Source organism: Nonomuraea turcica, from assembly GCF_030718205.1.
In the GTDB taxonomy this organism is placed as follows: Bacteria; Actinomycetota; Actinomycetes; order Streptosporangiales; family Streptosporangiaceae; genus Nonomuraea.
Genome location: NZ_JAUZQF010000011.1, coordinates 63,781 through 81,984 on the forward strand (window position 1 = coordinate 63,781; position 18,204 = coordinate 81,984).

Below are 18,204 nucleotides of genomic sequence, written 5' to 3' on the forward strand. Positions count from 1 at the left end.
AAGTCGGGCCTGTCAGGGTAGGCCGCTATCGTGCAGCCGTGACCGGCCCTACCCAGCTCCCCTTGCTCTTCCTCGATGTCGACGGACCGCTCATTCCCTTCGGCGCGGCACCGGAGCAGTATCCGAACGGGCACCCGACTTATCAAACGCCTCGCGACCCACGAGGGGCACGCTCGAATCCACTTCTGGCCAGGATCAATCCCGCGCACGGACCCCGACTAACGGCACTACCGTGCGATCTGGTCTGGGCAACGACATGGATGGACGATGCGAACGAGTGCATCGCACCGCGGCTCGGCCTGCCGCGGTTGCCTGTGGTCATCTGGCCGCAGCCATCCGACGTCGACGAACAGGACGAGCGAGACGGGATTCACTGGAAGACCCGCCCTCTCGTCGACTGGGCATCAGGACGCTCGTTCGCCTGGGTCGACGATGAGATCACTGACATCGATCGAGCCTGGGTATCCGCGCACCACCGAGGACATGCCCTGCTCCATCGTGTCGATCCCAGTCGGGGCCTCGGCGACGCCGACTACGCCGCCCTGAATGAGTGGTTGCACACGATGCGCGGAACGCCGTCGTCGCATGATGCGGCCTGAACTTCCCAAGCGGCAAGGCGCCTTGCACGCTGCACCGCCTATGCTCCGCCCCTGCGTACTGTGTTCGTGTTCCCCGCAGGTGAGCGAGCTGAGACCGTCACCTCACTCGATCGGCACCTGCCCCAGCAGCGCGATCCGTGGACTCTGGCCGACAACTTCTACATCAACATCGACGACGAGCAGACAGGCTGCCTCTTCTCCGACTGGGATCCCGACGACGTGGCAGTCCTCGAGGCGACCATGGACACCGCCCAACCTGGGCAGTGCAGATGACACCTCCGGGCGGATCGACGGCACGGCGGAGGGCCACCAACTGGTCTCGATGCTGCTTGAGCACGGAGGCGTGGCCACTGACGACTACTCCGCCCACCCTTGGACTCCGCAGGCAATCGAGTCCGGGGTCGTGATCGACGGTCTGCGTTTCTTCGACTTTCGTGCCTACCACGAGCTCCACCGCGAGCACTGACGCACCCGACTCGATCACCACTCAAGTGCGCGCTCAGAGAACCTGCAGCACGCCTTTCTCAAGACTGCCACCGCCAGCCCACGCGGCTTCGCCTACTTTCGGATCAAGGCCCACTGGCCTCATGGGTGCATCACCGATTGAAGGTCCATCGCGATGAAAGCAAGTATACGGACGGCAAAGTTTACACCGGAAGTTCAAAGATACCGTTAAGGCTATGGACATCAAGGACACAGCCCGTCCGCTCGACGGCGCGGGCGTCTCAGCGTTCCTCCGGTCGCTGCCCGCCCAGCCCCTGCTGCTCGGCCTGGGCGAGGCCAGACACTTCGTGGGGGAACTGGGCGAGCTGCGCAACGAGATCTTCCGGCATCTGGTCGAGCACGAGGGCTACCGGTCGTTCGCCATCGAGAGCGACTGTCTCATGGGCCTCGTGGTGGACGACTACGTCACGACGGGCGCGGGCACGCTCGATGACGTCATGGAACGCGGCTTCAGCCACGGCTTCGGCGCGTCACCGGCGAACCGCGAGCTCGTACGCTGGATGCGGGCGTACAACGAGGAGCATGACGAAAAGCTCCGGTTCTTCGGGTTCGACGGCCCTCTGGAGTATTGGGCGGCGAGCCCGCGCCAGGCGCTGACCGCCCTCTACGACCTCCTCGACGGCCCGCTCCCCTGGACCAGGGAAACCCTCGACACGCTGCTGGGCCCGGACGACCGGTGGTCGAACGAGGCCACGGCCATGGATCCGTCCCAGTCGATCGGCCAGTCGGCCGAGGCCCAGCGGCTGCGACTGATCGCCGACGACCTGGTGGCGCTGCTCGACACGCAGGCACCGCGGCTGAGCGCGGAGGACAGGGAACGGGCGGCACTGTACGGGCGCACCGCCACCGGCCTGCTCCGCTACCACTACTGGATGGCCGACGCGTCCCCGGGACGGTGGACGCGGCTGTCGGCCCTGCGGGACGCGATGATGGCCGCCAACCTGTGTGCCGTCGCCGAGCACGGCCCGGCCCTGGTCTTCTCCAGCAACCTCCACCTGCAGCGGAACAAGAGCTTGATGCCGTTCGGCGACCAGCTGCTGGAGTGGTGGAGCGCGGGAGCGATCATCGCGGCGCACCTGGGCGACCGGTACGCCTTCCTGGCCTCAGCCCTCGGCACGGTCGGCGACAACACCCCGCCCCCGGACACCGTCGAGGGCATCCTGTCCACGCTCCCGTGGGACCGCTCTCTCATCGACGCCCGCCGCCTGGCCGGGGCCATCACGAAGCCCGCCCCGCGCATCTCCCACGATTTCGCCTATTTCCCGCTGGACCCGGCCCAGCTCGACATGATCGACGGCATCGTCTTCCTCAAGCAGGCTGTCGAGCTGAAAAAGCTGGGTTGACAGCACATGGCTGTCGGTCTGGCCTGACGTCGGTTGTTACCTCCCGGTCGGCGTCATGGCTGGTGCACCACCGCCGCCCGGGAGCAGCATGCGCCAGTGTCGCGCTACTTCGCGATCGCCTCGCGGACGGACGGGACGACTTCCTGGGCCCAGCGGGCCAGGAGGGTCAGGTCAGGGGCGCCGTGGCCGGCGGAGAAGAGGGTGAAGCCCGAGGCGCCGTGCTCCAGCACGGCGCCGGTCAGCTCCTCGACCCACTGGTCGACCGAGCCGCCGAGCCAGCGGCCGTCGCGGTCGCGGGTGGCGGGCAGCGGCCGGTCGGTGATGCGTCCGGGGAAGTTGAAGATCGTACGGATCTCGCTCGGGTCGCGGCCGACCGACGCCGCCGCCTCGTCGATGATCGGCCGCGAGGTACGGTAGCGCTCGCTGAGCCAGTCGGCCGCGTGGCCGGGGATCCAGCCGTCAGCCACCCGGCCGGTGGCGGCCAGGGATTTCGGGCCGACCGATCCGGTCCACACGGGAGGCGCGGCGACGGGAGCGGGCTCGATCTGGTGGACCTGGTAGTGGTTGCCCTGGTAGGTGACCGGAGGGCCGCCGCCCGACAGCAGCTTGACCAGGACGATCGCCTCCTCGAAGGCGTCCACGGCGTCGCCGGGCGTCAGCCGGGGCACTCCCATGTCGGCGATGCGATCCCACAACCCGCCCGCACCCATGCCGAGCACGATCCGGCCGTCCGACAGCGCCGACAGCGACGTCACCGTTCGTGCCAGCATGGGCGCGGGCCGGGTCGGCAGGTTGGTGACGTTGGCGAACCCGGCGATGTGCTGCGTACGCCCCAGGATGAAGCCGAGTGCGGCGTAGGCGTCCAGGCGCTCACCGATGTAGGGGTGGTCCGACAAGGTGAAGATGTCCAGCCCGTCCCGGTCGGCCTGCTGGGTCATGCGCAACAGCTCGGGTATGTCATCAATGGCGGAATGCGCGCCAAAACCGAAGACGACGTTATGTGCGGACAATGTTCTGCCTTTCCGTGCAAATGGAGATGTTCACCAGGCGTACGCTTCCGTGCTCGTGCGCACGGTCCATGATTGCGTGGCTGCCCTGTTCGGAAGTTGCCGTCCCGACGTTCATCGTGCCCAGGACGAGCCGGCACGCGGCTGGGCCGCTGCGGCCCAGCCGCGTGTAGTCCATGTCAGGCGCCGCCGAACTGCTCGGTAAAGCGGCCGGTGAACAGGTCCGCCCCCTTGTACGCCGAGACGGTCTCGGCCGGGACGACGGCGGGTCCGTCGGGGGTCGGCAACTGGCCGACACCCCCACGCGGGCCGAGCGGCAGCAGGATCATCGGGTGGGGCAGCGGCTGGTAGGTGGCCCCCGGCTGCTCGCCGCGCAGCTGGGAGATGATGTTCTGGGCCACGACCTCGGCGTGCTGTATCGCGTACCCGGCCATCTTGGTCTCGGCGACGTCAGTGATGTCGCCGATGGCGTAGACGTGCTCATGAACGGCGTCGTGCCCGTGGACGTTGAGGGTTTCGGTGACGGGAACCTGCCCCTGCGGCGTACGAGTCGTCAGCCGGCCGTCGGCGAGGTAGTCGCTGTTGACGTGCACGCCGTGCGCGCGGAACCAGATGTCGGCGGTGATCTCCTCCCCGCCGGTCGTGGTGACGGTGAAGGTCGCCGCCTGGCCGGGCCCGGTCGCCGGAGGCGCGGTCAGGCCGGTGCCCAGCCGCAGGTGGATGTCCTGCTCGTCGAGCTGGCGGCGCAGCTCCTCGCGCATCTCCGCGGGGAAGGCGGCCAGCAGCTGCTCGGCGGGGTCGATGATGGTCACGTGCTTGTGCGGCCAGACTTCCTTGATCTCGCCGGCCAGTTCCAGGCCGACCGGCCCGGCGCCGAGGATCAGCACCCGCTCGGCGCCGGCCAGCTCCTTGTGGGTACGGAGCAGGTTGTCCAGGACCTCGTCTGTGGAGTCGGCGGCCGGCTTGGCGGGGTAGGCGTAGCTGGAGCCGGTGGCCAGGACCAGGTAGTCGGCCTCGACCCGCCGGCCCGAGGCCAGGGTGACGCCGCCGGGGTCCACCGAGACCGCGCGGTCGCGAACCACCGTGCCGCGCCTGAGCCACTGCTCGTAGGGGAAGAACATGTTGTGCGCCCAGTCGGGCTGGGTCAGCGCCCGCAGGGAGCCGGCCGAGTTGATGAACGCGTCACGGGGGTCGATGAGGACGACGTCGGCCTCGGCGTCCAGCGCCTTGGCGACCGCAGAACCACCGTAACCTCCGCCGATGACCACGACTGTACGACTCATGATTTACGCTCCAACACAAAAAAGGGCTGCAGTTCGTGTCACGAACCATATTAGTTCGTAGTACGAACCGCAACTCCTTCTTGGGTTCAGCGTATGGAATCCGGCTCCATGAAGACGGAGGGAACCTTGTTGTCCGTCACGACGCGGCCGAGCAGGGCGGCGAGCGTGTCGCGCTCCGCCGGCGCGAACCCCGAGGTCAGTTCATCGATGCGGCGGCAGGTCTCGGTGTAGAACGCGTCGGCGAGCTTGGCGCCCTGCTTGGTGAGCGCCACCCTCACCGCGCGGGAGTCTTGCGGATCGGGTTTGCGTTGGACCAGGCCGTTGCGCTCGCTGCGGTCCACCATGCCGGTCAGGCTCGACTTGGCCAGGCCGAGCATCGCACCCAGCTCGCTCATGCCATACGGCTGGGCCATCAAGACGCACAACAACTGGCCCTGCTGCTGGGTGAGGCCGTACTCGCGGGCGGAATCTGCGTACACGGCATTCACCAGGAACGTTGACCGTACCAGCGCGGCCACCGTCCCCATCTGGCCGTCAACATGCTTGCTCACTGCCCCAGGGTAACAAATTCGTGGAACGAACTACCGCTTCCGGACATGGCCCTACGGCGGTTCATCACGATGACGCTAGCCCTGTGTCTGCTCGGTCGACCAGTTGGTGGCAGCGATGACGTCGCGTGCGATGTCGGCAACGGAGCGGCCGTCGGTGGGGATCCGCACTACCCACGAGGGCGCGTTGGTGTCCAGGTGCCGGGCCATGCGGGCGCTGCGGGTCAGGTGCGCGTCCAGTTGGCTGCCGATCTCGCGGGCACCGAGGCGGTGTCGGGCGGTTGCGTCGTCAGCGGTCAGGAGTATCGAGGTGATGCGGGGCGTGCCGCCCATGGCGCGGGCGATGAGGTCGGACTCCAGGACGGAAACGGTGTTGGTGTAGATCAGTCTGCGGTATCCCAGTGCGGCGTAGTTGTGCCAGAGGGCGGCGAGGTTGGCCTCGGTCATGTGGGTGCGGTGCGGGTCGCCTGGTGGGGCAGGGAACGCCTGGTCCAGGTTGTCGCCCTCGATGAGGCAGTGGGCGACGTGAGCAGCCTGCAGTTGCGCGGAGATCTCCCATCCGACCGTGCTCTTGCCGACCCCGGCACGACCTCCGATGAGCAGCGCTTCGAACTGGGCGACGTCATACAAAGACGGTCTCCATGTGGTCAGAGGATCGATGGCGTCTCACGTGACGCGGGCGCGGCCACCACGTGCTGGTGGGGACAAACGAAGATCGAACGGTGGCAGCGTAGCGCCTGAGCAGCGGGGCGCGCGATGCTGGACGAGCTGATGGCCAGGATCGCCGACGCTACGGAGTCACGTAGTGGTGGAGCAGAGCGGGCTCACCGGCTGCGTTGACCCAGTCAGCGCGGCTGCTGCCAACCCTGCGCCAGCCGGACCGTTCGTAGAAGGCGATGGCCGCCGTGCCCTCAGAGGAAACCTCCAGCTTCAACGGCCCCCGCACAGCGGCGCGGACGGAGTCGAGCAGTTGAGCGGCCAGACCGCGTCCGCGTGCTGCCGGGGTCACGAACAGGCGGACGATCTCGGCGTCTCGGGTAAGACCCACGTGGCCAAGTACGGTGCCTCGCTCGACCGCTATCCAGGCCGATGCCAGGTCGGCCGGCGTCAGCCAACCCCAAGGATCGTCCGGCCAGTCCACGGGATAGCGGTCAGCGGCCTGGACCTGGGCGAGTGCTTCAACGCATGCTTTCCTGTCCTCGGGGCTTCTGAGGCGGATCTTCATGCAGGCAAGCGTAAAGCCCTGCTCCGTGTCGAGAGATATGGTCCGCCGCCCGGCACTGATCCGCAGGGTGGAAGATCCTGGGTGAACTGGTGGCCGGACCGATCAGGTTTCGAGAAGCGCTGGTCACCGAGCCGCAGCTAACGTGACGGCATGGACATCACCATTCACACGACCGTCCTCCCGCACGACGACCCGGACGCCTCCCTGGCCTTCTACCGCGACACCCTCGGCTTCGAAGTTCGCACGGATGTCGGACACGGCAAGATGCGCTGGATCACCGTCGGCCCTGTCGGCCAGCCCGGCACGTCCATCCTCCTGGCGCCGCCCGCCGCCGACCCCGGCATCACCGACGACGAGCGCCGCACCATCACCGAGATGATGGCCAAGGGCACCTACGGCTGGATCCTGCTGGCCACCCGGGACCTCGACGACACCTTCGAGAAGCTGCAGGCCCGCGACGCCGAGGTAGTCCAGGAGCCGACGGAGCAGCCCTACGGGGTTCGCGACTGCGCCTTCCGCGACCCCGCGGGCAACCTGGTCCGCATCCAGGAGGTTCGCTGAGCCGTTCACTGGGGGCGGCAGCGAGCCAGACCACTGGGCTCGCTTCGCCGACATCGAGCGGTTTCTCAGCCTGCTCGACCGGCTCGTCGACGCCCGGCAAGCCGGTCATCGTCGTCGAGCACCTCGCCATGCAGCCCAGGTGCTCGCGGACATCGATGAAAGGTGTTCTCTCATGTGTCATCCTTCATGGGGACCCGCACTTACCGCGGCACATCGCCTGAGTGACCTTGCGCGACTGCGTCGCGTCCGCGATCGGATCGACCGGGAGTACGCGCAGCCGCTGGACGTGGAGGCGCTCGCCCGGGGCGTGAACGTGTCGGCCGGGCACCTCAGCCGCCAGTTCCGGCTCGCCTATGGCGAGTCGCCGTACTCCTATCTGATGACGCGGCGCATCGAGCGTGCGATGGCGCTGCTGCGGCGTGGCGACCTCAGCGTCACCGACGTCTGTTTCGCGGTCGGCTGCTCGTCACTGGGCACCTTCAGCACGCGCTTCACCGAGCTGGTCGGCATGCCGCCCAGCGCCTACCGGCACCGCGCGGCGGGCGCGGCGTCGGGGATGCCGTCATGCGTGGCGAAACAGGTGACCCGACCGGTCAGGAATCGAAGAAGCGCCGGTCATCAAGCCGCACCTAGCGTGCCGGCTATGACTTCCATCGAATCCCTCACCCTCGAGATGGCCTGACCTGAACGCGAACACCGGCATCCAGACCGCCGAGCAGAGCGCCGAAATCAGCCGAAATCATAGGAATTCACGCGTCACGATGGGCGCAGGTGCTCGATCGTGACGCGGTGCTGCTCGGTCAGCCGCTGGGCGATCAACGAGCGGTGGCAGGCCTCGGGGTCGCGCTCGACACAGAGCAGCGCTGCGGTCCCGCTGCTCGGCAGCGCCGACACGATCGGCGTGAGGTCGGCGTGGTCGAGGATCTCGGTGGTGTAGCGGCGGGCGTACTCGGCAGCGAGCTCGCGGCGCGAGCGCTTGCCGACCCCTTGGCCGTCATCCTCGGCGTACTGAAGCCGGCGTGCCGCAGTCGTTGCAGGAAGGACTCGCCGCCGAAACCATAGACGCTGATGGTCACCATCCTGAGCACCGGAAATCACCCACCTGCCTCCTACTCGTGCCGCCCGCCTCCGGCAGCACTGCCGGAGGCGGGGAGGTCGCATCACGCGACGGCGGTCCCCTCAAGCTCGACCATCAGGTCGGGGATCGCCAGCCGTGTCACCCCGAGCATCGTGGTGGACGGCGCCACCCCGGCGGCGCCCAAGCGCGACGCCAGCACGCCGTAGTGCTCGAAGAGCCGATCGACGTCGGTGGTGTAGACGTTGAGCCGGACGAGGTTCGCGAGGGACATGCCGGCCTCGCCGAGCACGGCCTCCAGGTTGTCGAGGCTCAGCGCCAACTGCGCGGCCATGTCATCGGCATGCTGGGGCTTGCCGTCGCCACTCATCGCGGTCTGCCCGGCGCAGTACAGGGTCCGGGTGTGCCCAGAGACGATCTCACCCTGGTTGTACCCCAGCTCCACCGACCACGCCCACGGGTTGACCGCCGTACGCTCCATTGCCACATCAGCTCCATTCGATTCGTCGACATTGACGCAGGTCCGTCGGTTGATGAGCCTCCCAACAAATCACGACATCCTGTGTCGTGTATTTCGATAAAGTTCCCCGCATGCGCGCCGACCGGTTGGTCTCGCTGGTGCTGCTGCTGCGCCGGCACGGCCGGTTGTCCGCGGCCGCGCTGGCCCGCGAGCTGGAGGTGTCCACCCGCACCGTGCTGCGCGACATCGAGGCGCTGTCCGCAGCGGGCGTCCCGGTCTACGCCGAACGCGGCCGGCACGGCGGTTTCGCGTTGTTGCCCGGTTTCCGGACCGAGCTCACCGGACTGAACCACGACGAGGCCCTTGCCCTGCTGGTCGCCGGATCGCGGCGCGGCGCACAGGCATTCGGCCTCGGCTCGGCGCTCGCTTCGGCGATGCTCAAGGTGGTTGACGCGCTGCCCGAAAGCTATCGGGACACCGCGGCCGGCGCGGCCGAGCGATTGCTCATCGACCCGGAGACCGACCTCCTCTCGCGTCGGCTGGTCGATGAGGAGGTGCCTGACGCCATAGCGGCCGAGGTCCTGCGCGCGGTGTTCGCCGGACACAAGCTGCGCATCCACTACGCGGCTGTGGACCAGGCCCCGGAGTGGCGCACGGTGGACCCGATCGGCCTGGTCACCGTACGCGATCGGGGCTACTTACTGGCCACGAGGTCCGGCGCGGACCGTACCTACCGGCTGTCCCGGGTCTTGGCCGCCAAGGAACTCGCCGAACCCGCACAACGACCGGACCGGGTCGATCTGGACCGGGCCTGGCAGGAACGCAGCACGCGGTTTCGGACCGGCGGCGACCAAGTCACCGTGCTGGTACGGCTGAACCCGGCGCGGCGGGAGGACCTGGTGGGCACCGCGCTGGCCGTCCTCGCCGAAGAAGCCGACTCAGACGGCTGGCTGCGGCTGGAGGTGACCTTCCAAGATCCGCGACACGCCGAATGGGCGCTGTGGCAGCTCAGCACGAACGCGGAAGCCCTGGCCCCACAGTGGCTGCGCGACTCCCTGCGCAACCGCGCCGCCGCGATCGCCACCCGCTACGGAGCGTCATCCTGAGAGTTGTCGTCATTGGGACGGGATCTCTGCCGGCACCGTGTCGGAGAACTCGGAGCAGTGATCGGTTGTCAGAGGGCGCCAGCCACGTTCGACTGACCGGCGGCATTGCTCGGGATTGTCGCCTGCGCTGGTGAAGAGGGCAGTCAGCAGCGGCACGCCGTGGGCGAGCGCTTGACCCGGCAATGGGCCGGTCGCGACCAGCGATGCCAGTCCATGACCGATGGTCCAGCTCTGCGTAGCCAGCTCCAGCGGGTCGATGTCGTCACGAAAGCGACCGGCGGCCGTCGCCCTTTCGACGCCGCGAACCAGACAGTGCAGCGTGTGATCTGCGGCCACGGCGTCCTCGAGCTCGAATCCGGCGTCGAACATGACCCGGTAAAGATCGGGACTGGTCAGGGCGTTGGACAGGTACGCGGCGCCGAGGGCGGCGAGATCCCGCACGGGATCCTCCGACGGCGAGACTGCGGCGAGCCGGGCCGCCAGGCGCGTGAACCCCTCCTGCCGCACGGCTTTCCACAGGCCGTCCATGCCGCCGAAGTAGGTGTAGACGGCCATGGACGAGACGCCGGTTCCGGCCACCAGCGAGCGGAGCGTGACCGGCTGTCGGACGGCGAGCATCTGCGCGGCCCGGTCGATCAGGAGGGAGCGTACCGCCGGGTCCTTCACCCTCACCATGGCACCACAATACATAGCATTGCTATGTTTTCGGGGGACGCCCAACCATCTGTGCTGATTGAAGGAGCGGACATGGCCGTGACACTGGTCAACCCCGACGGACTGCCGAAACCCGACGTCTATCGCCAACTGTCGATCGCCACCGGGTCCAAACTGGTGTTCCTGGCGGGCCAGGTGGCCCGCGATGCCGAGGGCCGGCGAGTCGGCGAAGGAGATCTGGCCGCTCAGGTCGAGCAGGCCTACCTCAATATCGGCACCGCACTGGCCGCGGTCGGCGGATCCTTCGACGACGTGGCCAAGCTGACCATCTACGTCGTCGACTGGGCACCCGACAAGATGCCGCTGCTGGGAGAGGGTGTCGCGCGGGCAGCCGCGAAGTTGGGGGTCGATCCGGTCAAGCCGATCACGCTCCTGGGAGTCGCGGCACTGGGCGAACCCGATCTGCTGGTCGAGGTCGAAGCCACCGCCGTCATCGACTGAATCGGGCACCCTTGGGACACCTCCGCCGATCTCCCGTGTCGGCGGGCGGTGTCCGCCTCCCCTGCTGCGGGGTGCTCGCCAAGTACGCCGCGTGCCTCAAGGCCCCGAGCTCGTGCACCGGCTGCCAGGATGCGGCCTGGGCTCACAGCGGCAGCTCCAGCGTGATGGTCGTCCCGTCGCCGGTTGATGAGGCGAGGTCGTACCGCCCTCCCAATGCTGCCGCGCGGGCGCGCAGCTCGCCGCGGTCGAGAACCTCCCGCGAGCCGAGCCCCAACCCGTCGTCGCACACGGTCAGCCTCAACGTGTCCCCGGCGGTCAGCGCCATCGACACGTACGTGGCCCGCTCCACGGCGGAGAGCGCGTCGACGAGCACCGAGAACACGAGGCAGGCCGCCTCGTCGAGCACGACGCGCTTGGGCAGCGCCCACACCTCGACCGGGATCGCCGTGTGCTGGCTCCAGCCGGCCACGAACGCCTCCACCGACTCCCGCAACGTACGGCCCGTGACGTGCGACGGCTTCCTGGCCAATTCCGACACCGCGGTCATGACGCCCTCCTCTTCCCCTATGGGACCAGAGTCATGGAGCATCCTTTGAGCCACATGGTGATGGGATGAGAGTCACATGAAACATGTGGGCGACCGGGCGATTTCACGGGTGAGAAGTGGTTGCCCGGGAATCGTGGTACCGCGCACGGAGAAGAGGTTCCGTATCAGCGCGGGGTGAGGACGCAGAACTCGTTGCCCTCCGGGTCGGCGAGGACCGTCCACGGCACGTCGCCCTGGCCGAGGTCGACGTCGGTGGCGCCGAGAGCCCGCAGCCGGGCCACCTCCGCCGCTTGATCGTCACCGGGGTACGGCCGGAGGTCGAGATGGATACGGTTCTTCACGGTCTTCACGCCGGGTGTGCGGACGAACTCCAGATACGGCCCTACCCCCTTTGCGGAGCGCAGCACCGCGTAATCGTCGGTCACCTCGTGCAGAGTCCAGTCCATCGCCTCGCCCCAGAACGCTGCCATGGCCCGCGGATCCACGCAGTCGACCACCACCGCCGCGATCGGCCCGGTGTCCAGATACTTCGATCGAGGCTCCAGCACACAGAACTCGTTGCCCTCCGGGTCGGCGAGGACCGTCCACGGGACGTCGCCCTGGCCCACGTCGGCGGGCGTCGCGCCGAGATCCCGCAGGTGGCTGACCAGGTCCGCCTGGTGGGCCGCAGAAGTGGTCGCGAAATCGAGGTGCACACGGTTCTTCACCGTTTTAGGTTCCGGAACGGCAACGACGTCGATGTAGACGGCGACGGGGTCCGGATAGACGAGGCCCACCGGCTCGACGTTGGTCACGCCGGGCCCCTCGCTGGAAACACTCCAGCCGAGCGCCTCCGCCCAGAACCGACCCACTGCGGAGTCATCCCGAGCATCCATCGCAATCTGAACAAGCCGCGTCGCCATGCCGCCAACCCTATGCCTCCGTACAACTACCAGACCGAGACAGAGCACAAGAGTCTGGTGGAGGGACGGCACGACGAGAGGCGACAGGACGAGCAGCAAAGTGATCAGGATAACGTGGTGAAAACTGATCCCGGCACGAGGAGTTCGCGGTCCTCATCGCCCAGATCGACTTCGGACGACATGTGAATAATAAAATCCGCACGATAAGCGTAGAGTTTCGCCTAGACGAGTTCAGCAGTGACCCGGGCGGCACCATTCGCCGACAGCGGTCCAAGGTATTGATGGTCATCAAGGCGAGAGGAGAGGAGGTGGCTGAATTAGTAGCCGCTCAACTCGACGAAAACGGCCGGCTCCTCCTTCGGGTTGCCGCTGTGGTTGCGGAGGCCCTGCTGCGGGCTACAACCTCTCGATCGGGAGCTGCTGGAGGCGTACACGGCCGCGGCGCGACGGTAGCGGCCTGGGACCGTCCCCGCAGGATCCATTCTCGAGTTGGATGGACGCGAGCAGGCGTTTGAGCACTGCGGACATTGTCGGCCATGAGGCCTAGGGCAAGACATGCCCCACACGACCATCGAACTCTCCGAAGACGTCCACCAATCCCGCAAACACGACGTTGCCCGGCCGGCGCAGCAGATCGATGGCCTCATCGCCGTCTACGAGGACGATGGTGCTCCCGCTGCGCACCAGCGTGTACTCCGACAGGTGTTCAGCCGGAATCAGCGCCGCTCCGTCTGCAGGAGATGGTCGAGAGTGAAGAGGAGCGACAGGCGGATTCTGTCAGAACAGGACTACGCGGGTTAGGACGACTTGCTGGTTCTTCCTGTCGATCCGGTACTCCGCGATGCCAAACCCCTTGGGTATCAAGATCTCTCTCCAATCGGGATCGGCACCGACTTGGTCGCTTCCAGCCAGCCATGGGTCCTCACAGATCGCGACCGTGAGTGCCACCACTGTCGAGAACACCTCCGCTGAGACCGACGGGTCAGCAAGCGTGTCAGCCACGACCTCCGAAGGCACAACGGGCCATAGGTCGTCGTCCGCGCTCATGGGACGCCGCGCTCGCGCCGTCGGCGGAGGACCTCATCCATGCTCGTGGTCGGCAGAGTTCCGGCTTCGGCCGCCGCGCGTACCCGGTCCCGGTCAGGATCGGTGTCGAGCATCGCTCGGCCCCACCAAGCGGTCAGTACCCCGTCCAGCTCAGGGCCCTGCTGCGCTTCCAGAAGCTCGGCGAAGAACTGAGCACGGCGACTTCCGCGCAGCGCATTGGAGATGCCGCCGATCGTCTTCGGAACTCTCGGATGGTCTACCGGGCCTCTGCCAACGGGCTGAGCGCTCATGACACCGCCTTTCATAGGCATCAGGGTACGACGTGAACGCGGTTGCTCGCAGGTGTCCTGTGTCAACGAGGGCTAAGCGTGTGACATCGAACCTTGATCGGCGTCAGTCCAGGTCACAGGTATGCGGCTGTGCATGATCGCTCACCCTTCGGTGGCACGGCTGGGCAAGGCTCGCTGACAAGGGACAGTCGCCTGCGCCGCCGGCCGGTCCCGGCTGGGCTGGAAGGCGAGAGGGCTCTCCCAGGGGAACGTCGCGGGGCGCGATTCATGACAGCCACGCGCCGGGAGGTCAGGCGCCGGTGAGAATCGTCCATCCGTGGGCGGGCACTAGACAGGGGTCTTTTTGCTGCCCGCCTTCCGAGGTCTCGGCGATGGCAAGCCCGGCCGGATCTACTGGGAACCGGTACGGCTCCGTACCCACATTGAGCAGCGTGACGAACCTGCCGTCGCCGCCATCGGCTTCGAGCGCGACGGCCGTGTTGGTCAGATGACGCACGGCGGTGCGGGCCCGTACCAGCCATGGGTTGCGGCGCCGCAGCCCGATCAGGCGCTGGTGCAGCCGATACGCCGGCCACCCCGCAGGGTCCAGCTCGCCGGGAGCGGCCGGGAAGGCGGGCCGGATCTCGTCGTCGCCGCCCAGCCGATCCTCCTTCACCCCTTGGAAGGCCTGCTCGTCGCCGTAGTAGACGCTGGGCAGCCCACCCACTGTGAAGAGCACGGCGAGCGCATGACCGAGATGTCGCTCGTCGTCGAGCCGGGTGGCCAGCCTGGTCACGTCGTGGTTGCCGGCGAACGTGAGCGGCGCGAAGGAGCCGAGCAAGGCGTTGTGCCGGTCCAGGGCCCAGGTGAGCTCGAAGAAGTTGCGATCGTTCAGCGAGCTCCAGGTCGCCTTCCACAGCTCGTACTGGGTGACGGTGTCCAGCCCGCTCTCGGCGACATAGCCTGCGTAGTCGCCGTGGATCATCTCGCCGGCGATCCAGGCGTCGGGGTGGAGCGGGCGCAGTTGCGCCAGTGCCTTGCGCCAGAAGACAGCCGGCATCGCGTACGCGGCATCCAGCCGCCACCCCGATGCGCCGCGGGTCAGCCAGTGGTCCATGACCCGTACGACATAGTCCAGCACGTCCGGGTGGTCGTGATTGAGTGTCACGAGCCCGTGGTGTCCTTCGAACGTGCGGTGGCCGGACCCCTCGGGCACGAACCAGTGCGCGAAGCGCGGATCGCCGAACTTCGGGTGCCCCCGGCCCACGTGGTTGAACACACCGTCCAAGACGATCCGCAGGCCGCGGTCGCGGGCGGCGCGTACCAGGCGGTCGAAGTCCTCGTTGTCGCCCAGCCGGGCATCGATGCTGAAGTGGTCCAACGTGTCGTATCCGTGCGTCTCGGACGCGAAGATCGGGCCCAGCAGCAGGCCTGAGCAGCCCAGCTCGATGGCGTAATCCAGCCACGGCTCCAGCCGCAGCAGGCGGTGTTGCACCTGGGCGCCAGGCGGCAGGGCCGCCGGCTCGGCGCCGGCGAAGCCCAGCGGGTAGACATGCCACCAAATGGCGTGCTCGATCCACGACGTCACGCTAGTGAGCGTATCTCAGTAGCGGGTGTAAGGTCGACGTATGCCACGAACGGATCGGCGGCCCCGGCAGCGGCTCGGCGAGGATGCACGCAGGCAGGCCATCCTGCGCGCCGCGGGGGAAGCGTTCTCTCGCGCCGGGTACGACCAGGTGTCGGTGGACCAGGTGGCCGAGGCGGCCGGAGCGTCCCAAGCCCTGGTGCATCGCTACTTCGGCAGCAAGAGCAGCCTCTACCTGACCGTGGTCGAGGCCGCGGTCGCCCGGCTGCTCGACCGGCAGCGTGCCGCCGACGCCGCCCTCGGGCCCCACGCGCCGGCCCGGGACCGGCTCGCGGCGAGCATCCGGGTCTATTTGGACACGGTCAAGGAATGGGGTGCCGGCTGGCGCGGCCCGTTCCTGGCGCCTAGCGGCGAGCCCGCCGAGGCCGCCGCCATCCGCCTCCGCATCCGGCAAACGTATGTCCGCCTCCTTCATGAAGTGCTCGAGTTGGACGACGCGGAAGGGGTGGACTACGCGCTGCACGGATATCTGGGCTTCCTGGACGCCGCCTGCCTTGCCTGGTCGAAGGCCGGCTACCCGGACTCGCATCGCCGCCTGCTCACCAACCAGGCCCTATCGGCCCTCGACAGCGCCCTCCACCCATCCACCCTCGTCTAGGCCTCGTCCAGGTCCGTTCGCCACATCTGATCGATCAACGCCATGAACGGATCCAGTTGCGACGGCCGGGGCGACAACGACTTGTGCGGCTCAACCACCTCCAGTCCGCCTACACCAAGCTGGGCGTCTCCAGCCGCGCGGACCTCCTCGTCGTGGGCGTAGAGGCGGATCTGCATGCCGTCGGGATGGCGGAAGCCGAGCGCGTGACCGCTCGTGGTCTCCAACACCGGCGTGTGCGGGATATCGAGCTCGTCCAGGTACGCATCCCAGGCATCGAGCGCCTCCCTGGTCGTCGCCAGAGCGAACGGGTCGGCGTCGTAGAGCGCCTCGGCGAGCTTGAGATTCTCCCGCAGTGCGATCTGCAGGCTCGTGCCCGGCACCCGGAAGCTCATGCCGCGGATCACGCCGTCGTCGTCCTGGAAGCTCGTGTCGTGCTCCAGTCGGAAGACCTTCTCGTACCACTCCCGGCTCCTGGTCAGATCGCTCACGAAGATCTTGGCCGAGTCGAGGAAGTCGTTGGCACGTACCCGTCTCACTGCCAGGAAGCAGCAACCGCCTAACCTGCGCTAGTTGGATTGCCGCCGACCTCATTAACCCCCCGTATAAAGGCCGGCGGAAGGAAACCATAAGCGCGCTCCGCCACAGTAGAGCCATCGAAACGAACACGACCTGGTTCCACCAGGACGTGAGCTGAAGAGGAGAACCACGATGGGAACAGTCCGCTCGCAGGACGGCACCATGATCGCATTCGACGAGTACGGCCCGGCCGACGCGCCGGCGATCGTCCACGTTTACGGTGCCACCGCACACCGCGCAGTGCAGCCCTCTCCGGCCGCGATCGCCGACGTCGCCGGTGGTGACCTCCGAGTGATCGTCTTCGACCGGCGGGGACGCGGCGAGAGCGGCGACACCGAACCGTACTCCGTGCAGCGTGAGATCGAGGACATCGCGGCGCTCATCGCCCACGCCGGCGGCCGCGCCACCTTGCTCGGGGAGTCCTCGGGCGCCGTGCTGACCCTCGAGGCCGCCCGCGCCGGGCTGCCGGTCGACGGCGTGGTGATGTTCGAGCCGCCGTGCGTCGTCGACGACCAGCGGCCACCGGTGCCGGCCGACTACCTGCCGCGACTGGACGCGCTCATCGCCGATGGCCGCCGAGAGGAGGCGCTGAAGCTGTTCACCGTCGAGGCCGTCGGAATCCCCGAAGAGTGGCTCGGCGGCATGACGGCCATGCCGACCTGGGAGCCCGCGATCCAGGTCGCGCCTACTCTGCGCTACGACGGGCGGATCATGGAAGGCCTGATGGCCGGCGACCCGGCCGCCCTCCAGCGCTACGCCGACGTCACGACGCCGGTGCTCGTGCTTGTCGGCGAGCAGACCTTCCCGTCCCTGCCACCGGCTGCGGCCGCGATCGCCGATGTGCTGCCCAAGGGCGAGCTGCGACAGATTCCCACCGCCGACCACACCCTCACGGCCGACGCGGTGGTGCCGGTGCTGCGCGAGTTCGTGGCTGGGCGCTGACCTGGTCGCACAGGGGCGGAGGTGTGGTGATCCGGCCGCTGGTGCTCGTCTCGGCGTCCACTTGCCGCACCGCCCGCGCCATGGACGTAGCCCCCGCCGAGACCCTGGCGACCGCCCGAACCGTTCCGCGTTTCCGGTTGGTCAGGCCCCGCTGAAGGTGACGGCGCCGGGGATGGCCGTGAAGACCGACCGTAGTTCGGTGGCGAGGCTCGCGTGGGTATGGGGGCCGGGCTTGAAGGTCCAGCCCCGCAAAGCGGCATGGAACGCCGCGACCACCAGGTCCAGCGCCAATCTCGGCCGCGGGTCATCGGGGTCCAGGCTCAGCCGCCGGCGCAACGTCGCCTCGACGGCGGCGCTGGTGCGGTCGCAGTATTGAAGCCCGTACGCGGCGATCGATGGCGTGCGCGCGGCCAGCTCCTGACTCAACCGCACACGGGTGACCCACGCCGCGCCACCGTCGTCCAGGCGCGCGAGGGCGGCGAGCAGCGCCTCCTGCAACACCTCCAATACGGGCGCGCGACCGAACGGCACGTGCTCGACGTCGTCCCGCAGCCCATTCCACAGCGCCTCCAGCGGAGCGAAGGCCACCTGCTCCTTGCTGGCGAAATTCCGGAAGAAGGTGCGCTTGGAGACCTCGACGTCCTCGCACAGTTCGTCGAGGGTCACCCCATCGAAGCCGCGCTCGGTGAAGAGCGCGAGGGCGGTATCCACCAGCGCGGCCCGGGTCTTGAGCTTCTTGCGCTCCCGGAGGGTGAGCTTTTCCGCCTCGGAGGCAGCGGAAGGATCAGCAGTCATCAGTCAGAGTGTACCTA

The 18,204-nt window shown here is 67.7% G+C and carries 25 protein-coding genes; 10 read left to right on the plus strand and 15 right to left on the minus strand.

All coding sequences use genetic code 11. The features are described 5' to 3' along the window. Positions 1-38: 38 nt before the first annotated feature. The 4 genes from Q9G87_RS27550 (at position 39) to Q9G87_RS27565 (ending at position 2,446) form a co-directional block, all read left to right on the plus strand. Complete coding sequence (locus Q9G87_RS27550) at positions 39-599, plus strand: HAD domain-containing protein (protein WP_305919385.1); 561 nt, start codon at positions 39-41, stop codon at positions 597-599. 66 nt (positions 600-665) lie between these two features. Then, complete coding sequence (locus tag Q9G87_RS27555; protein WP_305919386.1) at positions 666-872, plus strand: hypothetical protein; 207 nt, start codon at positions 666-668, stop codon at positions 870-872. A gap of 49 nt (positions 873-921) precedes the next feature. Beyond that, positions 922-1,065 (plus strand): hypothetical protein, encoded by a 144-nt coding sequence (locus Q9G87_RS27560; RefSeq protein ID WP_305919387.1) that lies wholly within the window; start codon positions 922-924, stop codon positions 1,063-1,065. A gap of 214 nt (positions 1,066-1,279) precedes the next feature. Further along, a complete protein-coding gene (locus Q9G87_RS27565; protein WP_305919388.1) occupies positions 1,280-2,446 on the plus strand; it encodes an erythromycin esterase family protein in 1,167 nt (388 codons plus the stop codon). Between the two features lie 104 nt (positions 2,447-2,550). Here Q9G87_RS27565 and Q9G87_RS27570 read toward each other — a convergent pair whose 3' ends face one another. The 5 genes from Q9G87_RS27570 to Q9G87_RS27590 form a co-directional block, all read right to left on the minus strand. Further along, a complete protein-coding gene (locus Q9G87_RS27570) occupies positions 2,551-3,456 on the minus strand; it encodes an LLM class flavin-dependent oxidoreductase (protein WP_305919389.1) in 906 nt (301 codons plus the stop codon). 176 nt (positions 3,457-3,632) lie between these two features. Further along, positions 3,633-4,736: an NAD(P)/FAD-dependent oxidoreductase gene (locus Q9G87_RS27575; RefSeq protein WP_305919390.1), complete on the minus strand. Its 1,104-nt coding sequence runs from the start codon at positions 4,734-4,736 to the stop codon at positions 3,633-3,635. 86 nt (positions 4,737-4,822) lie between these two features. After that, on the minus strand, positions 4,823-5,287 hold the full coding sequence (locus tag Q9G87_RS27580; RefSeq protein WP_305919391.1) for a MarR family winged helix-turn-helix transcriptional regulator: 465 nt from the start codon (positions 5,285-5,287) through the stop codon (positions 4,823-4,825). Between the two features lie 75 nt (positions 5,288-5,362). Then, positions 5,363-5,914 carry a hypothetical protein gene (locus tag Q9G87_RS27585; protein ID WP_305919392.1) on the minus strand — a complete coding sequence of 184 codons (552 nt, stop codon included), beginning with the start codon at positions 5,912-5,914 and terminating at the stop codon, positions 5,363-5,365. Positions 5,915-6,074: 160 nt separating this feature from the next. Continuing rightward, positions 6,075-6,509, minus strand: coding sequence for a GNAT family N-acetyltransferase (locus tag Q9G87_RS27590; protein ID WP_305919393.1), 435 nt, complete (start codon positions 6,507-6,509; stop codon positions 6,075-6,077). 150 nt (positions 6,510-6,659) lie between these two features. On the opposite strand from Q9G87_RS27590, the gene Q9G87_RS27595 reads away from it, so the two are divergent. Then, entirely contained in the window at positions 6,660-7,070 is a 411-nt protein-coding gene (locus Q9G87_RS27595) for a VOC family protein (protein WP_305919394.1), read from the plus strand. 286 nt (positions 7,071-7,356) lie between these two features. Beyond that, on the plus strand, positions 7,357-7,752 hold the full coding sequence (locus Q9G87_RS27600; RefSeq protein WP_371825832.1) for a helix-turn-helix transcriptional regulator: 396 nt from the start codon (positions 7,357-7,359) through the stop codon (positions 7,750-7,752). Positions 7,753-7,826: 74 nt separating this feature from the next. On the opposite strand, the gene Q9G87_RS27605 is transcribed toward Q9G87_RS27600, so the two are convergent. Beyond that, on the minus strand, positions 7,827-8,168 hold the full coding sequence (locus tag Q9G87_RS27605) for a DUF488 family protein, N3 subclade (RefSeq protein WP_305919395.1): 342 nt from the start codon (positions 8,166-8,168) through the stop codon (positions 7,827-7,829). 62 nt (positions 8,169-8,230) lie between these two features. Further along, entirely contained in the window at positions 8,231-8,626 is a 396-nt protein-coding gene (locus Q9G87_RS27610; RefSeq protein WP_305919710.1) for a RidA family protein, read from the minus strand. 110 nt (positions 8,627-8,736) lie between these two features. Between Q9G87_RS27610 and Q9G87_RS27615 the strand changes: the two genes are divergently transcribed. Further along, positions 8,737-9,711: a helix-turn-helix transcriptional regulator gene (locus Q9G87_RS27615; RefSeq protein ID WP_305919396.1), complete on the plus strand. Its 975-nt coding sequence runs from the start codon at positions 8,737-8,739 to the stop codon at positions 9,709-9,711. Positions 9,712-9,720: 9 nt separating this feature from the next. Here Q9G87_RS27615 and Q9G87_RS27620 read toward each other — a convergent pair whose 3' ends face one another. Next, entirely contained in the window at positions 9,721-10,386 is a 666-nt protein-coding gene (locus Q9G87_RS27620) for a TetR/AcrR family transcriptional regulator (protein ID WP_305919397.1), read from the minus strand. Positions 10,387-10,458: 72 nt separating this feature from the next. Here Q9G87_RS27620 and Q9G87_RS27625 point away from each other — a divergent pair, with 72 nt between their 5' ends. Continuing rightward, positions 10,459-10,866: a RidA family protein gene (locus Q9G87_RS27625; RefSeq protein ID WP_305919398.1), complete on the plus strand. Its 408-nt coding sequence runs from the start codon at positions 10,459-10,461 to the stop codon at positions 10,864-10,866. Positions 10,867-11,008: 142 nt separating this feature from the next. Here the strand turns inward: Q9G87_RS27625 and Q9G87_RS27630 are convergent, their stop codons facing one another. The 5 genes from Q9G87_RS27630 to Q9G87_RS27650 all read right to left on the minus strand — a co-directional run bounded on the left by Q9G87_RS27630 (position 11,009) and on the right by Q9G87_RS27650 (position 15,219). Next, positions 11,009-11,413 (minus strand): sensor histidine kinase, encoded by a 405-nt coding sequence (locus Q9G87_RS27630; protein ID WP_305919399.1) that lies wholly within the window; start codon positions 11,411-11,413, stop codon positions 11,009-11,011. Between the two features lie 164 nt (positions 11,414-11,577). Then, positions 11,578-12,315 (minus strand): VOC family protein, encoded by a 738-nt coding sequence (locus Q9G87_RS27635; RefSeq protein ID WP_305919400.1) that lies wholly within the window; start codon positions 12,313-12,315, stop codon positions 11,578-11,580. Positions 12,316-13,092: 777 nt separating this feature from the next. Further along, positions 13,093-13,362 (minus strand): hypothetical protein, encoded by a 270-nt coding sequence (locus tag Q9G87_RS27640; protein WP_305919401.1) that lies wholly within the window; start codon positions 13,360-13,362, stop codon positions 13,093-13,095. Beyond that, on the minus strand, positions 13,359-13,652 hold the full coding sequence (locus Q9G87_RS27645) for a hypothetical protein (protein ID WP_305919402.1): 294 nt from the start codon (positions 13,650-13,652) through the stop codon (positions 13,359-13,361). Before Q9G87_RS27645 ends, Q9G87_RS27640 begins: the two co-directional genes overlap by 4 nt. Before the next feature lie 289 nt (positions 13,653-13,941). Next, on the minus strand, positions 13,942-15,219 hold the full coding sequence (locus Q9G87_RS27650; RefSeq protein WP_305919403.1) for an alpha-amylase family protein: 1,278 nt from the start codon (positions 15,217-15,219) through the stop codon (positions 13,942-13,944). Between the two features lie 40 nt (positions 15,220-15,259). Between Q9G87_RS27650 and Q9G87_RS27655 the strand changes: the two genes are divergently transcribed. After that, positions 15,260-15,874: a TetR/AcrR family transcriptional regulator gene (locus tag Q9G87_RS27655; RefSeq protein ID WP_305919404.1), complete on the plus strand. Its 615-nt coding sequence runs from the start codon at positions 15,260-15,262 to the stop codon at positions 15,872-15,874. On the opposite strand, the gene Q9G87_RS27660 is transcribed toward Q9G87_RS27655, so the two are convergent. After that, the gene (locus Q9G87_RS27660; RefSeq protein WP_305919405.1) at positions 15,871-16,410 is read right to left on the minus strand and encodes a VOC family protein; all 540 of its coding nucleotides are present in this window, start codon (positions 16,408-16,410) and stop codon (positions 15,871-15,873) included. The genes Q9G87_RS27655 and Q9G87_RS27660 overlap by 4 nt on opposite strands. A gap of 172 nt (positions 16,411-16,582) precedes the next feature. Between Q9G87_RS27660 and Q9G87_RS27665 the strand changes: the two genes are divergently transcribed. Then, the gene (locus tag Q9G87_RS27665) at positions 16,583-17,392 is read left to right on the plus strand and encodes an alpha/beta fold hydrolase (RefSeq protein ID WP_305919406.1); all 810 of its coding nucleotides are present in this window, start codon (positions 16,583-16,585) and stop codon (positions 17,390-17,392) included. A 141-nt stretch (positions 17,393-17,533) separates the two neighbouring features. On the opposite strand, the gene Q9G87_RS27670 is transcribed toward Q9G87_RS27665, so the two are convergent. After that, complete coding sequence (locus Q9G87_RS27670) at positions 17,534-18,187, minus strand: TetR family transcriptional regulator (protein ID WP_305919407.1); 654 nt, start codon at positions 18,185-18,187, stop codon at positions 17,534-17,536. Positions 18,188-18,204 lie beyond the last annotated feature (17 nt).

Coding starts and splice junctions, on each gene's coding strand:
- Q9G87_RS27560 (WP_305919387.1), top strand. CDS start 922: ATGCTGCTTGAGCACGGAGGCGTGGCCACTGACGACTACTCCGCCCAC.
- Q9G87_RS27565 (WP_305919388.1), top strand. CDS start 1,280: ATGGACATCAAGGACACAGCCCGTCCGCTCGACGGCGCGGGCGTCTCA.
- Q9G87_RS27575 (WP_305919390.1), bottom strand. CDS start 4,736: ATGAGTCGTACAGTCGTGGTCATCGGCGGAGGTTACGGTGGTTCTGCG.
- Q9G87_RS27590 (WP_305919393.1), bottom strand. CDS start 6,509: ATGAAGATCCGCCTCAGAAGCCCCGAGGACAGGAAAGCATGCGTTGAA.
- Q9G87_RS27595 (WP_305919394.1), top strand. CDS start 6,660: ATGGACATCACCATTCACACGACCGTCCTCCCGCACGACGACCCGGAC.
- Q9G87_RS27610 (WP_305919710.1), bottom strand. CDS start 8,626: ATGGAGCGTACGGCGGTCAACCCGTGGGCGTGGTCGGTGGAGCTGGGG.
- Q9G87_RS27615 (WP_305919396.1), top strand. CDS start 8,737: ATGCGCGCCGACCGGTTGGTCTCGCTGGTGCTGCTGCTGCGCCGGCAC.
- Q9G87_RS27620 (WP_305919397.1), bottom strand. CDS start 10,386: ATGGTGAGGGTGAAGGACCCGGCGGTACGCTCCCTCCTGATCGACCGG.
- Q9G87_RS27625 (WP_305919398.1), top strand. CDS start 10,459: ATGGCCGTGACACTGGTCAACCCCGACGGACTGCCGAAACCCGACGTC.
- Q9G87_RS27630 (WP_305919399.1), bottom strand. CDS start 11,413: ATGACCGCGGTGTCGGAATTGGCCAGGAAGCCGTCGCACGTCACGGGC.
- Q9G87_RS27635 (WP_305919400.1), bottom strand. CDS start 12,315: ATGGCGACGCGGCTTGTTCAGATTGCGATGGATGCTCGGGATGACTCC.
- Q9G87_RS27640 (WP_305919401.1), bottom strand. CDS start 13,362: ATGAGCGCGGACGACGACCTATGGCCCGTTGTGCCTTCGGAGGTCGTG.
- Q9G87_RS27645 (WP_305919402.1), bottom strand. CDS start 13,652: ATGAGCGCTCAGCCCGTTGGCAGAGGCCCGGTAGACCATCCGAGAGTT.
- Q9G87_RS27655 (WP_305919404.1), top strand. CDS start 15,260: ATGCCACGAACGGATCGGCGGCCCCGGCAGCGGCTCGGCGAGGATGCA.
- Q9G87_RS27665 (WP_305919406.1), top strand. CDS start 16,583: ATGGGAACAGTCCGCTCGCAGGACGGCACCATGATCGCATTCGACGAG.
- Q9G87_RS27670 (WP_305919407.1), bottom strand. CDS start 18,187: ATGACTGCTGATCCTTCCGCTGCCTCCGAGGCGGAAAAGCTCACCCTC.